Source organism: Jannaschia aquimarina (assembly GCF_000877395.1).
GTDB lineage: Bacteria > Pseudomonadota > Alphaproteobacteria > Rhodobacterales > Rhodobacteraceae > Jannaschia > Jannaschia aquimarina.
Map to the genome: position 1 here is coordinate 1 of NZ_JYFE01000002.1, position 13,812 is coordinate 13,812.

The 13,812-nt window shown below is 64.5% G+C and carries 10 protein-coding genes and 1 pseudogene; 5 read left to right on the forward strand and 6 right to left on the reverse strand.

Features of this window, described 5'->3' with window-relative positions; genetic code table 11:
* The 3 genes and pseudogenes from jaqu_RS00160 to guaA all read right to left on the reverse strand — a co-directional run.
* Nucleotides 1–403, reverse strand: a pseudogene (locus jaqu_RS00160) (transposase); the annotation flags it as partial.
* A gap of 402 nt (nucleotides 404–805) precedes the next feature.
* Nucleotides 806–1,156 (reverse strand): hypothetical protein, encoded by a 351-nt coding sequence (locus tag jaqu_RS00165; RefSeq protein WP_043916907.1) that lies wholly within the window; start codon nucleotides 1,154–1,156, stop codon nucleotides 806–808.
* 295 nt (nucleotides 1,157–1,451) lie between these two features.
* Complete coding sequence (gene guaA, locus jaqu_RS00170) at nucleotides 1,452–3,044, reverse strand: glutamine-hydrolyzing GMP synthase (RefSeq protein WP_043916908.1); 1,593 nt, start codon at nucleotides 3,042–3,044, stop codon at nucleotides 1,452–1,454.
* 250 nt (nucleotides 3,045–3,294) lie between these two features.
* Between guaA and jaqu_RS00175 the strand changes: the two genes are divergently transcribed.
* Nucleotides 3,295–4,818 (forward strand): trimethylamine methyltransferase family protein, encoded by a 1,524-nt coding sequence (locus tag jaqu_RS00175; protein WP_043916909.1) that lies wholly within the window; start codon nucleotides 3,295–3,297, stop codon nucleotides 4,816–4,818.
* A 28-nt stretch (nucleotides 4,819–4,846) separates the two neighbouring features.
* Here jaqu_RS00175 and jaqu_RS00180 read toward each other — a convergent pair whose 3' ends face one another.
* Genes jaqu_RS00180 through jaqu_RS00190 form a run of 3 tightly spaced genes read right to left on the reverse strand, consistent with a single transcriptional unit; the run spans nucleotide 4,847 to nucleotide 8,181 of the window.
* Nucleotides 4,847–5,809 (reverse strand): glucokinase, encoded by a 963-nt coding sequence (locus jaqu_RS00180; protein ID WP_043916910.1) that lies wholly within the window; start codon nucleotides 5,807–5,809, stop codon nucleotides 4,847–4,849.
* 12 nt (nucleotides 5,810–5,821) lie between these two features.
* Entirely contained in the window at nucleotides 5,822–7,150 is a 1,329-nt protein-coding gene (locus jaqu_RS00185; RefSeq protein ID WP_043916911.1) for a GH1 family beta-glucosidase, read from the reverse strand.
* The gene (locus jaqu_RS00190) at nucleotides 7,147–8,181 is read right to left on the reverse strand and encodes a substrate-binding domain-containing protein (RefSeq protein ID WP_043916912.1); all 1,035 of its coding nucleotides are present in this window, start codon (nucleotides 8,179–8,181) and stop codon (nucleotides 7,147–7,149) included. The genes jaqu_RS00185 and jaqu_RS00190 overlap by 4 nt, the downstream gene beginning before the upstream one ends.
* A gap of 208 nt (nucleotides 8,182–8,389) precedes the next feature.
* On the opposite strand from jaqu_RS00190, the gene jaqu_RS00195 reads away from it, so the two are divergent.
* From jaqu_RS00195 to jaqu_RS00210, 4 genes are all read left to right on the forward strand, one after another.
* A complete protein-coding gene (locus tag jaqu_RS00195; protein WP_043916913.1) occupies nucleotides 8,390–9,730 on the forward strand; it encodes an ABC transporter substrate-binding protein in 1,341 nt (446 codons plus the stop codon).
* A gap of 262 nt (nucleotides 9,731–9,992) precedes the next feature.
* Nucleotides 9,993–10,982 (forward strand): carbohydrate ABC transporter permease, encoded by a 990-nt coding sequence (locus jaqu_RS00200; protein ID WP_043916933.1) that lies wholly within the window; start codon nucleotides 9,993–9,995, stop codon nucleotides 10,980–10,982.
* Nucleotides 10,983–11,011: 29 nt separating this feature from the next.
* Entirely contained in the window at nucleotides 11,012–12,142 is a 1,131-nt protein-coding gene (locus jaqu_RS00205; protein ID WP_043916914.1) for a carbohydrate ABC transporter permease, read from the forward strand.
* Between the two features lie 13 nt (nucleotides 12,143–12,155).
* Nucleotides 12,156–13,802: an alpha-glucosidase gene (locus jaqu_RS00210; protein ID WP_043916915.1), complete on the forward strand. Its 1,647-nt coding sequence runs from the start codon at nucleotides 12,156–12,158 to the stop codon at nucleotides 13,800–13,802.
* Nucleotides 13,803–13,812: the final 10 nt, after the last annotated feature.

The window sequence follows — 13,812 nt, forward strand, 5'->3', positions numbered from 1 at the left end:
AGTTCGGTGTCGGCCGGACGCTTGGATCTGCGCCGACAGACACGCGGATCTATGCCGGCCAGGGCACAGGCCCGCCGCTGTGAGCAGCTCTTCTCCGTCATGGCCCAGTCCACGGCATTCCTCCTCGAACCGGGCCTCAGAAGTTTTTTCCAGGCATCTCTTTCAGCGTGGCCACATCCATCATCTGCTCGGCCAGCATCTTCTTCAGCTTCGCATTCTCAGCTTCCAGTGCCTTCAGCCGCTTCGCATCGGCGACCTCCATGCCGCCGTACTTGCGGCGCCAGTTGTAGAAGGTCGCATCGCTGATCCCATGCTTGCGGCACAGGTCCGGCGTGCTCATGCCCGCTGCATGCTCCTTCAGGATGCCAATGATCTGCGCTTCGCTGAAACGGCTTCTCTTCATCTCCTGTCTCCTCAGTTGGAGAACAGCCTAACCTCAAATCGAGGACGTTTCAGGGGAGCAGGTCACCTGGACAATATCTTCATTGAGCGTTCGTGGCGATCATTGAAGCAGGAGGCGATCCATCTGGAAGAGAGCATTGACGGCTTCCAGGCCCAAAGGGTCGTCAAGAACTGGATGGCCTTCTACAACGCCGCGCGACCCCAATTCCGCGCTTGATCGGCAAACGCCCGACGACACATATTGGTCCGGCTTGAAAGAGCAGAAAGCAGCATGAAACCTAAACCCGATACACCTTAGAAACGCTGCAAAACTGTCCGGAAATGTGGGACAACTTCATTCAGACAAAGGAACAGTGATAATATTCACGCGACGGCCACGTAAACACAAAGTGCGAAAATCCAGCTAGAAGATTTCGACGCCACCAGCAGGCAGATTTGTCAGGGGCGTATCGCTTCCGCTCAAACGCCTGCGCAAGGCTTCCTGATCGATGTTCGAGTAGACGTCGATCGGGAAAGCCGGCCCAGCGTCCCCGAGGCGACGAAGGATCCGGGAGAGGTCACGGAGGGTCTGATCCGCACGATCGAGAGCCTGCGTCTTGTCAATCAAGGACGTTGTGACGAAATCATCCGGCATCGTGACGATGGCAGTCTCCAGGCTGGCCAAGGACTTCCGAAGAGTATCGGCCTCCCGTGCCAGATTCTCGCAGAGGGCGGAGTAGGCTTTGCCTGCATCGGATGCGGCCATGTCGTCCATCCTCACTCTAGCCGGGCGCACTGCGATGCATCCGCACCCGCGCATCGTTGTGGCTTTCGGCTGGTGCAAACATGGGCCTCGTACCCCTCGAGACGATAATCATCGGATGAGGGGTAACATGATCTGCCCATTCAACGAAGCTGCGTATCCTGCGGACTTGATTCAAATACGGGCCAGGCGGTCACATCGGTGCAAGCGCCGTAACGGACACCGTCACTCATGCCTTAAGTATTCGCCCCAAACTCGGCGGGCGGAAAAGGCACCATGCCTGGCCATTGGAGGCCGCCATGTTCCGTCATTCCCACTCGATCGTGCCGGGCGGTTTCGACGTGATGTCGTAGGTCACTCGGTTGATGCCCTTGACCTCGTTGATGATGCGGGTCGCGGTCTCGCCTAGAAACTCGTGCGTGAACGGATAATAGTCGGCGGTCATCCCGTCGACGCTGGTCACCGCACGCAGGGCGCAGGCGTAGTCGTAGGTCCGGCCGTCGCCCATGACGCCCACGGTCCTCACGGGAAGGATCGCGACGAAGGCCTGCCAGATCTCGTCGTAGAGGCCATGGCGCCGGATCTGGTCGATATAGACGGCATCCGCTTTTCGCAGGATGGCCAGCTTCTCGCGTGTGATCTCTCCGGGGCAGCGGATGGCGAGGCCGGGGCCGGGGAAGGGGTGACGGCCGATGAAGCTGCGCGGCAGACCGAGTTCACGGCCCAAGGCGCGGACCTCGTCCTTGAAAAGCTCCCGCAGGGGTTCGACCAGCTTGAGGCCCATCTTTTCGGGCAGCCCGCCTACATTGTGATGCGATTTGATCGTGACCGAGGGGCCGCCACTGAAGCTCACCGACTCGATCACGTCCGGGTAGAGCGTGCCTTGGGCGAGGAACTCGGCGCCACCGACCTCTCCGGCGTGTTTCTGGAACACGTCGATGAAGAGCCGGCCGATCGTCTTACGCTTGGTCTCCGGGTCGGACACGCCTTCGAGCGCGGACAGGAACAGGTCCTGCTCGTCGGCATGGATCAGGGGCATGTTGTAGTGATCGCGGAACATGGTCACGACCTCTTCGGCCTCGCCCTGCCGCAGCAGGCCGTGGTCGACGAAGACACAGGTAAGCTGGTCGCCGATGGCCTCATGGATCAGCACGGCGGCGACGGAGCTGTCGACACCGCCGGAGAGACCGCAGATCACCTTGGCATCACCCACCTGTTCGCGGATGGCGGCGATGGCCTGCTCGCGGTACGCGCCCATGGTCCAGTCGCCCGAGAAGCCCGCAAGGCGGACGAAGTTCTCGTAGAGGCGGGCGCCTTTGGGGGTATGGTGCACCTCCGGGTGGAACTGGACCGCGTAGAAGTGGCGCTCGGTGTCGGCGGTGATGGCATAAGGCGCGTTCGGCGATGTGCCATAGACCTCGAAGCCCGGGGCGAGGCGGCTGACATGGTCGCCGTGGGACATCCAGACCTGCTCGCGCCCCGTCGCCTCCAGCCCGTCGAACCACCCCTCCAGCAGCTCGAGCTTCGCCTTGGGCGTGACGTAGGCGCGGCCGAACTCTGCGGTGCCTTCGCCGCGCTTCACTTCTCCGCCGAGCATGTGCTGCATAACCTGCTGTCCGTAGCAGATACCGAGGACGGGGACGCCCAGATCGAAGATCTCGGCCGGGGGGCGTGGCGACCCGTCATCCGGGACCGAGGCGGGGCCGCCTGACAGGATGACCGCGCGCGGGGCGAAATCGGACAGGAAATCCCGCGTGACATTCTGGAACGGGTGGATCTCGCAATAGACGTTCAGCTCGCGCAGGCGGCGGGCGATGAGTTGGGTCACCTGACTTCCGAAATCGACGATCAGGAGGCGCTGGTGGAGGGCGGGATCGGGGGTCGCGGCGGCATGGTCCATGACCCTGTGCCGTAGGCAAGGCCGGGACGGCGCGCAAGGGCTGCCGGCTCGCCGGGCCCCCCCGGATCGTGAAGGTCCCTGCCACGGGCGAGGCGATCGCGAACCGGAGCGGTAGGGGCCGGGTCGCAGACACTTGACCGGCCTGCGCCGCCGAGGATGTCGGGATTGGACGCGGCGCGACGCAAACCGTGCCTCCGGCGGACAGGCAGGCGCGCTATTCCCGATCCGAGGCGAGGCGCAGGAGACGGCAATGGCGGAGCAGGCACGGAGACGGCGTGGAGGCGGCGGGGCCGCTCGGCGCGCGGAACGCGGGACGCTGAACATCGAAACAGCGGGGGTCATCACCCGAGCCATTCCGGATTTCGAGCTTCTGGACGAAGAGGCGCTGTCGACCATCGAGGAGCAGGCCGAGACCGTTCTGGCAGAGATTGGCGTCGCTTTCGTCGAAAACCCGGCCGCGCTGGCGCTTTGGCGCGAAGCGGGCGCCGAGGTCGAGGGAGAGATCGTCCGCTTGCCGCGCGGGCTGGCGCGGACGCTGTGCGCGACGGCGCCGTCCTCCTTTACCCAGATCGCCCGAAACCCCGCCAAGTCGGTCGAGATCGGCGGTCGCAATCTGGTGCTTGCCCCCGTCTACGGCCCCCCGTTCGTGCGCGACGAGGGTGGGCGGCGCTATGCGACGATGGGCGATTTCGAGACCTTCGTGAAACTGGGGCACATGTCGAAATGGCTGCACCATTCCGGCGGCACCGTCTGCGAGCCGACGGATATCCCCGTCAGCAAGCGTCATCTCGACATGCTGATGGCCCACGCCACGCTGACCGACAAACCTTTCATGGGCTCGGTGACCGAACCCAGCCGGGCGGCCGACTCGGTCGCTTTCGCCGACATTCTCTTCGGCGGGCTGGACGGACGCTGCGCGCTGACGAACCTCGTGAACATCAACTCGCCGCTGACCTTCGACGCGACGATGATGGGCGCGTTGGAGGTGTATGCCAAAGCCGGGCAGGCCTGCATCGTCTCGCCCTTCATCGTGGGCGGGGCGATGGCGCCGGTCACGGTGGCGGGCACGCTCGTCCAGGTGCTGGCCGAGGTGATGGCGGGGGTGGCCTATTCCCAGCTCGTCCGACCGGGTGCGCCTGTGATCTTTGGCGCCTTCGTCACGTCGATCGACATGGGGTCCGGGGCGCCAACCTTCGGAACGCCCGAAGCGGCACAGATCACCTACGGGGCGGGACAGTTGGCGCGCCGGATGGGGTTGCCCTACCGATCGGGCGGCAGCTTCTGCGGGTCCAAACTGCCCGACGCGCAGGCCGCCTACGAGACGGCCAACACGCTGAACGGGGCGTTGCTGGCCGGTGTCAACTTCATGCTGCATGCCTGCGGCTGGCTGGAAGGCGGCCTGGTCGCGGATTTCGAGAAGTTCGTGATGGATGCCGATCAGTTGGGCGCGCTGCACAAGATGGCGCGCGGTGTCGTCGCCGACGCGGAAGTGCTGGACGCGATCCGCGAAGTCGGGCCGGGGGGGCATTACCTGGGCGCCGCTCATACGCAGGCGCGATTCAAGGACGCGTTCTGGCGATCGGAACTGTTCGACTACAAGCCATACGAGACATGGGCCGAGGAAGGCGGGCGTGACACGCGGGCGCTCGCCTCCGCGCGGGTGAAGAAGCTGCTTGCTGCCTATGAACCCCCGGCGATGGATCCGGCCGTACGTGAGGCACTGGACGCCTATGTCGCAACGCGCAAGGAAGAGCTGCCAGACAGCATGATCTGAAAAAGATCAGCATCTTGCGGGCCGACCTTCAGGTGCCAACGGCCAGTTCCGTCAGGTGGGCGGCACAGCCGGTCAGGGCGGCATAATCGTCTTCGATCAGGCTGACCGAGAAGTTGCCCATGAAGCCGGCGAAGCGACCCTTGTCGCGGAAAGCATCGGCGAAGCCCGTCGTTGCGAGGTGCGGGCCCATGGCGCGGGCAACGCCGCCCACCAGAAAGACGCCGCCGAAGGGCAGGTGGATCAGCGACAGGTTACCCGCGACGGTCCCCAGAATCTTGATGAAGATGCGGATCGCCTCATGCGCGCGGGGGTCGGTCTCGACCCGGGACATGATCTCGGCGGCGAGATATTCATGGTGTTCGCCCGCTTCGGAAGAAAGCCAGCGATAGACCTGTTCCAGCCCGCGGCCCGACAGCACGTCCTCGACGGCAGGAAACCCGTGGGTCGTGGAGACGAACTGGCAGAGGCGGAACTCGGCCTCGGTTCGGATCGGCAGGTTGGCATGGCCCGACTCCGATGGCGGGACGTAGCGCCCGGTGGGCGTGATGTGGACCGGGGCGGCGTTGAAACCCGTGCCGACGCCCACGACCAACCGGGTCGCGCCGGAGGATCGTTCCCCGTGGATCACCTCCCGAAGGCTGTCGGCGGGAAGGTGGCCGAGTGCGTATCCCTGCGCCTGAAGGTCGTTCAGGATCGCGCCCGCCTGCGCACCGGTCGCCTGCTTGAGGCGGTCGGGATCTATGGACCAATCCAGATTGGTCAATTCCGCCACCCCATCGGCCACGGGGCCGGCCACCGCGACACAGGCGCCGACCGGTGTCGCGCCACCCTGTTCTTCGCGGTAGCGTCGCAGGACCGGGGCGAGGTTGGCGAAGTCCCGGTTGCGGAAGCGCCGGACCGTCTCTGGCAGCACCTTGCCACGCCGGGCCATCGCGACGCGGGTGTTCGTGCCGCCGACATCGGCCACGAGAAAGAGGGGGTCGTCGCTCATGATGGCGGGGTCCTAGCCGGGGGTCAGGGCGCGGGCAAGAGCGTGGTAGCTGGCCTTGGGCGTGCGGAGGAGGCTCTCGAAGTCCACATGGACGAGACCGAAGCGCTTCTCGTAGCCAAGCGCCCACTCGTAATTATCCAGAAGCGACCAGATCGTGTAGCCGCGCAGCGGCACGCCGTCGGCGATGGCCTTCCGGCAAACCTCCAGATGAGCATTCAGGTAGGCGATCCGTTCGGTATCCGCCCGATCCGGGCGGTCGGGGTTCGCCATGCCGTTCTCGGTCACGATCAGCGGGGTCTCGCCCGTATACTCGGCCGGGAGCCAGTGCAGAAAATGCGCCAGTCCGTCCGGATTGATCTCCCATTCCATCTGGGTCTTCGGCAGGGGGCCGTTGCGTTCCCGAAGGTCGGGCCATGCGCCAGGGCCCTGCGCGATGCGCTTGCAGGTATAGTAGTTGATCCCGAACCAATCGAGCGGCTGCGCGATCGTCGCCATATCGTCCTGCCAGCGCTCCGGCATGTGGGGCGCGAACCCCTCGAGCACGTCGTCGGGATAGGTGGCTTGGGTCATCGCCTGAACGAACCAGCGGTTATAGATCCCGTCATAGAGGCGGGCGGCCGCTTGGTCGGCCTCGGTTTCGCTGGCGGGCAGGGAGTATTCGAAGTTGTTGGTTGCACCCACATTCGCGACGCCGGCGGCGCGCAGGCGCTGAACGGACAGACCATGCGCCAGGGCGACATGGTGCATGGCGCGCACGGCGGCGCGCAGATCGGTCAGACCAGGCGCATGATGGCCGAGGAAATGCGACAGCCACCCCACGCACCATGGTTCGTTGATGGGGGCGACGGCATGAAGGCGATCGCCGAACCGGGCCGCGACCGCGTCGGTGAAGTCGGCGAATCGTTCCGGCGTCTCACGGGACGTCCAGCCGCCCCGCTTCGCCAGCGTCGACGGGAGTTCCCAGTGATAGAGGGTCGCGATAGGCTTGATGCCGCGGGACAGCATTCCGTCGAGGAGCTGGTCGTAGAAATCCAGACCCTCTGGGTTCGCGGTGAGTCCGTCCGGCATGACCCGCGCCCAGGAGATCGAGAACCGATAGGCGTCGAGTCCGGCCTCTGCGATCAGGTCGAGATCTTCCGGCCAGCGATGGTAATGGTCACAGGCGACGGCCCCGTTCTCACCCCGCACGACCTTGCCGGGCGTGGCGGCGAAATCGTCCCAATGGGTTCGCCCGGCGCCGCCGAAGGAATGACCTTCGATCTGGTAAGCCGAGGTGGCGGTCGCAAAGAGGAAACCCGGCGGAAAGTCGCGGCGGGTCAGGGCGAGGTCGATGTCGGTCATGCGGAGGTCTTTCGGCGCGATGAGTTGCGAGAGGGGCCGCTGGACGCGCCCAGAACGAGATCGCAATCCCAGACTTCCCCGATCAATGCTCCATCCGGGCCGGCGACCCGCGCCAGCAGGACCTCGGCGCAGCGGCGACCGGCGGCACGCACGCTGGACCGGATCGCGGTAAAGGGCGGCGGATCGCCGTCATTGCGCAGATACGAGAGCTCATCGTCGAACATCACGACCGAGACGTCGTCTCCAAGGGTGAGACCGGCCTCCTGTACGGCGCGGCGCACGCCGAGTGCCATGAGATGCGATGCCACCGCGAAGGCGGTCGCGCCGTCGCGAAGCATCTGCCGGGCGAAAGCATAGCCGTTTCCCTCGGACATCGGGCCATCCCGGACCAGGTCGGCTGCCAGGTGCCGTGCCTCCAGCGCCTCTGTCCATCCGCGTCTGCGCCGGGATGCGAAGTCGAACGCTTCCGGCCCGTTCACGAGCGCGATGCGGCTATGGCCGAGATCGAGCAGGTGATCCGTGGCAGTCCGGAACGCGCGGGTGTTCGCGACATCCACGAAATCATGGGACCCGGTTTCGGGCGCGCGCCCATGCACCACGAACGGAAGGCCCGCCTCCTGCAGCAATCCGACGCGTGGATCCCCCGGCCGGGGCCCGTGGAGGATCACCCCGTCGACCGAGCGCGCCGAGATCATCTGCGCATAGGCCGCGTCCTCTCGGTCTTCCGGGACTACGGACATCAGCATGTCATAGCCGGCGGCCGCATAGACTTCGCCGGCCCCGGCCAGGAAATCGGCAAAGACGGGATTGACCAACTCGTCGGTCTCGGAGGTCGTGATCACATGCCCGATCGCCATGGCGCGGCCCGAAGCCAAGGCGGCAGCGCGCCGGTTCGGGCGGTATCCGTGGGCGGCGGCAGCTTCGCGCACGGCGCGCCGCGTCTCTTCGGAGACTTCCGGGTATCCGCCCAGAGCCCGGCTGACGGTCGTGGGCGACAAACCCAGAAGGCCTGCCAGTTCCTTGAGCGTCACGCGTCCGCCCCCTCCTTGTCCGAAACGCTTTGGATGGGCGAGGGGTGCCAGCCCGCGGGCCCTGCTGGCAAGGCTTTTCGTCGCCGCGCTGCAGCGTCTTCCGCCCGTTGACTTTCGTATTTTCCTGTCGGAAGCAGGTCGTGTCAAAACGGTTTGGAAAAACCGGCACCGAAAGAGACATGCGGTCGATACGGCCGCCTGGGAGGAAATGATGAAGCATCTTGCGTCCACCACGGCGATGGCCGTGCTGTTGGCCGGCGTTGCCAATGCCGGCGGCCACCTCGCCTTCGCGCCCGGCGAGGGCGACTTCAACTGGGACAGCTACAACAGCTTTGCCGAGCAGTATGATCTGAGCGGCCAGTCGCTCAGCATCACCGGGCCGTGGACCGGCCAAGACAAGGACCTGGTGGACAGCGTCATCGCCTATTTCGAAGAGGCGACCGGCGCCGAGGTGGAATATTCCGGCTCCGACAGCTTCGAGAGCGATTTCGTCATCGCGGCCGAAGCCGGCAACCCGCCGCAGATGGCCGTCTTCCCCCAGCCCGGTCTCATGGCCGACATGGCCCGCCAGGGTAATCTGGTCGCGCTGCCCGACGGCACCGGCGACTGGCTGCGTGAGAACTACGCTGCCGGTGAAAGCTGGGTCAGCCTCGGGACCGTCGACGATACGATGTATGGCTTCCCCTACAAGATCGACGTGAAATCGCTGGTCTGGTACGTTCCCGAAGCCTTCGAGGAGGCCGGGTACGAGGTGCCCGAGACGCTGGAGGCCCTCAAGGAGCTGACCGACCAGATCGTCGCCGATGGCGGCACGCCCTGGTGCATCGGCCTGGGTTCGGGCGCAGCGACCGGCTGGCCCGCGACCGACTGGGTCGAGGACATGATGCTGCGCACGCAGCCGCCCGAGACCTACGACGCATGGGTTGCCAACGAGCTGCCCTTCGACAGCCCCGAGGTGGTCAACGCCATCGAGGAATTCGGCTACTTCGCCCGCAACGACGATTACGTCAGCGGCGGGGCCGAGGCCGTGGCCTCGACCGACTTCCGCGACAGCCCCGGCGGGCTCTTCGAGGTGCCGCCGCAATGCTACATGCACAAGCAGGCGACCTTCATCCCGACCTTCTTCCCGGAAGGCACCGAACTGGGTCTGGACGTCGATTTCTTCTACTTCCCGGCCTACGAGGGCGAGGATCTGGGCCAGCCCGTTCTGGGCGCCGGCACGCTGTTCGTCCGCACCGAAGAGAGCGACGTGACCGCCGCGTTCCTCGACTTCCTGCAGACGCCCATCGCGCATGAGCTCTGGATGGCGCAGTCGGGGTTCCTGACGCCCTACACCGAGGTCAACCCCGACGTGTTCCCGACGGACACCCAGCGGGCGCTCAACGAGATCCTGACCAACGCGACGACCTTCCGTTTCGACGGATCGGACCTGATGCCCGGCGAGATCGGTGCGGGCGCGTTCTGGACCGGTATGGTCGATTACGTGACCGGCGAGGATGCGGAGGCCGTGGGCGCCGCTATCCAGGAGCGCTGGGAAGCGATCCAGTGAGGATCGCCTCGGACGCGCAAATCGTGCCGAAACGGACCTAATTTCCTTGACGGGGGCGCGTTCGACGTGCCCCCGTCGTCGCAAGAGGAGGACGGAACCGGCGTAAATGCCGGCTCCATCATCGAAGCCGGGGAGGGGCGAGATGGCTGTTCAGGAAGACACCCAAGGGGCCAGCTTCATCCAGGGTCAGGCCGTCATATGGCTGATCGGAGGGCTGCTGCTGGTCGCCGCGATCGCGCTGCTGCTGCCCGATGTCCGAGGGATGCTGGGCAACAGTCCGATCCTGCAGGGCGTCCTGACGATCGTTCTCGGCGTCGGCGGCTGTATCGGATATTTCTGGGCGTCCAACATCGTCCTCGACAAGGTCATCTTCCCGGCCAAGGGGGCGAATGCGGGCAAGAACATCAACCGGGCCAACATGGTGCGGCCCTGGCTCTTCATCTTTCCGGCCTTTGCCGCATTGGGCCTCTACCTCGCCTATCCGGTCGTCGGCAGCTTCATCCGGTCGCTCTACGACCGGTCGGGCGACACGTTCATCGGCTTCGGGAACTACGCCTGGCTGATGCAGGACAGCGAGTTCCAGCAGGCCGTCTTCAACAACATCCTCTGGGCCCTCGTCGTGCCCGCCGGCTCGACCTTCTTCGGGCTGGTCGCGGCGCAGCTCACCGACCGGCTGTCTTGGGGGAACATCGCCAAGTCCCTCATCTTCATGCCGATGGCAATCAGCTTCGTCGGTGCTTCGCTGATCTGGAAATTCGTCTATGCCAACGACGCAGATATCGGCATCGTCAACGCCTTCCGGGAATGGGTGTTCGGGGCGGACTCTGTCGACCCGCTTCAGGTCTCGTTCTGGAACAATTTCTTCCTGATGTTCATCCTGATCTGGATCCAGACCGGCTTTGCCATGGTAATCCTGTCGGCCGCGCTGCGGGGCATCCCGGAGGAAACGGTCGAGGCCGCCATCGTCGACGGGGCGAGCCCGTTGCAGGTGTTCTTCAAGATCAAGGTGCCGCAGATCATGGGGACCATCGTCGTCGTCTGGACGACGATCACGATCCTCGTGCTGAAGGTGTTCGATATCGTCTACACGATGACCGGGGGCAATTTCGGCACCCAGATCCTGCCAAGCTACATGTTCGAGTTCATGTTCCGCGACGACGGCCGGGCGACGGCGGTCGCCTTCGTGATCATGCTGATCGTCACGCCCGTCATGGTCTGGAACATCATCCAGGCCCGCAAGGAAATGCGCTGAACCGGTCCGCGACCAGAGGAGCATGAGAAATGGATAATATCGCTGGCCGGAAGTCTTCGCTGAACTGGGCCGTGAACCTTTCGGTGATCTTCCTTGTCCTGCTTTGGATCATTCCTACGGTGGGTCTTCTGGTCTCGTCCTTCCGAGACCGCGACCAGATCAGTGCCTCGGGCTGGTGGCTCGCGCCGTTCTCGGCCGAACAGGCCTATCGCGCGCGAACCTCGACCGAGGCGACACCCGAGGGCGACATCTTCGTCGTCACCGGCAACGTCTTCGAAGAATCCGAGGCGACCGGCACTTTGTCGGCCTTCGGTGTCCGGTCGATCGCGCCCGGCGAATTCACGGTCGGGACCGTTGCCGATCTGGGCGATGGAGAGAGCCTGAGCATCGCCGAGAACGGCGACTACGAGTTCCGCACGCCCGAAGAACCGGGCAGGCGGGGCCAACGGATCTACTTCACAGCCGAGACGCCACCCGAATTCACGCTCGAGAACTACGAGACGGTCTTGGGCGCAGGCGGGATGGCGCAGGCCTTCATCAACACGCTGACGGTGACGATACCGGCGACGATTATCCCGATCCTGATCGCGGCCTTCGCGGCCTACGCGCTCGCCTGGATGCAATTCCCGATGCGGGGTCTGCTCATCGCGCTCGTCGTGGGTTTGCTGGTCGTGCCGCTCCAACTGGCGCTCGTGCCGCTGCTGAGGTTGCACACCGAATGGGGAATCGGGCGAAGTTTCCTCGGCGTCTGGATGGCGCATACCGGGTTCGGGCTGCCGCTCGCCATCTACCTGTTGCGAAATTACATGGTCGGGTTGCCTCGTGACATCATCGAGAGCGCAAAAGTCGACGGTGCGACCGATTTCCAGGTCTTCACCAAGATCGTGCTTCCCCTGTCCTTCCCGGCGCTCGCGAGTTTTGCGATCTTCCAATTCCTGTGGACCTGGAATGACTTGCTGGTCGCCAAGGTTTTCCTGCCCGACGGGGACCAGGCCATGGTGATGACGCGCAAGATCGCCGACGACCTGCTGGGCTCGCGCGGCGGGGATTGGGGCATCTTGGCATCCGCCGCCTTCGTGTCTATCGCGGTGCCACTTCTCGTCTTCTTCACGATGCAACGATACCTGGTGCGCGGTCTGCTGGCCGGCTCGGTGAAATAGCAGGAAATCCACGATGACGGCGACGGCCGAATTGCTGCCTTTCGCGCAGCACAACATCGACTGGTGGCGCGGCGGCGTCATCTACCAGATCTATCCCCGAAGCTATCAGGACACGACCGGCGACGGGATCGGAGATCTGAACGGCATCACCTCCAGGCTGCCCTACGTGGCCAGCCTGGGCGTGGACGCGATCTGGATCAGTCCCTTCTTCACATCGCCGATGAAGGATTACGGCTACGACGTCAGCGACTATTGCGACGTCGATCAGATGTTCGGCACGCTGGACGATTTCGACCGGCTCGTCGCGTCTGCACACAAGCTTGGCGTTCGGGTCATGATCGACCTCGTCCTCTCTCATACCTCGGACGAGCATCCCTGGTTCCAGGAGAGCCGGTGCTCCCGCAGCAATCCGATGGCGGATTGGTATGTCTGGGCAGACCCCAAGCCCGACGGCACGCCCCCGAACAACTGGCTGTCCATCTTCGGCGGCGCGGGCTGGGAATGGGACGCGCGCCGTCAGCAGTATTATCTGCATAACTTTCTGACCACGCAGCCCGACCTGAACCTCCATCACGAGCCCGTACAGGAGGCGCTGCTCGACGTGACGCGGTTCTGGCTCGACCGGGGGGTGGACGGGTTCCGCCTGGATACGATCAATTTCTACTTCGCGGACAAGGATCTGCGCGATAATCCCGCGCTCGCGCCCGAGCGCCGGAACGCCAAGATTGCACCGTCGGTGAATCCGTACAACTATCAGGATCACATTCACTCGAAGAACCAGCCCGAAAACCTGGTCTTCCTGAAGCGGTTCCGCGACCTTCTAGACGAATACGGGGCCTGCGCCGTCGGCGAGGTGGGCGACGCCCAGCGCGGAATGGAACTGCTCGGCGAATACACGCGGGACGGGCAGGGCGTGCAGATGTGCTATGCCTTCGACTTCCTGCAAGGCGACCGGCTGACGGCCGCAAGCATCGTCGAGACGTACCAACAATTGGAGCAGCACGCACCCGACGGTTGGGCGTGCTGGGCCCTTTCCAACCACGATGTCACGCGCCACGTCACTCGGTGGAACCTGGACGAACATGGCGCGAAATGCTTCGCCACGATGGTCCATGCGCTGCGCGGATCGGTCTGTCTCTACCAAGGCGAGGAGCTCGGGCTCAGCGAGGCACGGTTGGCCTACGAGGATCTGCGCGATCCCTACGGCATTCGTTTCTGGCCGGAATTCGTCGGCCGCGACGGTTGCCGCACCCCGATGGTCTGGGAGTCGGACAACATCAATGGCGGCTTCTCCGGCGGCAAGCCCTGGTTACCTGTCGCGCCGGAGCATCTGGGCAACTCGGTCCGGTCCCAGGAAAACCGGCCCGGTGCGATGCTGCACCATTACCGTGCCGTCATCGCGATGCGCCGCAACTGGAAAGTCCTGCAGGAGGGAGCGCAGGACGATCTGGAGGCGCATGGCGACGTGCTGACCTTCACCCGCCGGCTCGAGAGCGACCGGATCTTCTGTGCTTTCAATCTGGGCGGCGACTACGTGACCGTTCATCGCCCCGAAGGGCGGTGGGAACTGATACCCGGCATCGGGGCGGAGGACCCCGCGCGCGGAAGCGGAGGCATCAGTCTCGGCCCGTGGGGATACACGATGCTGCGGGCGATCTAAGAGGGAGGAA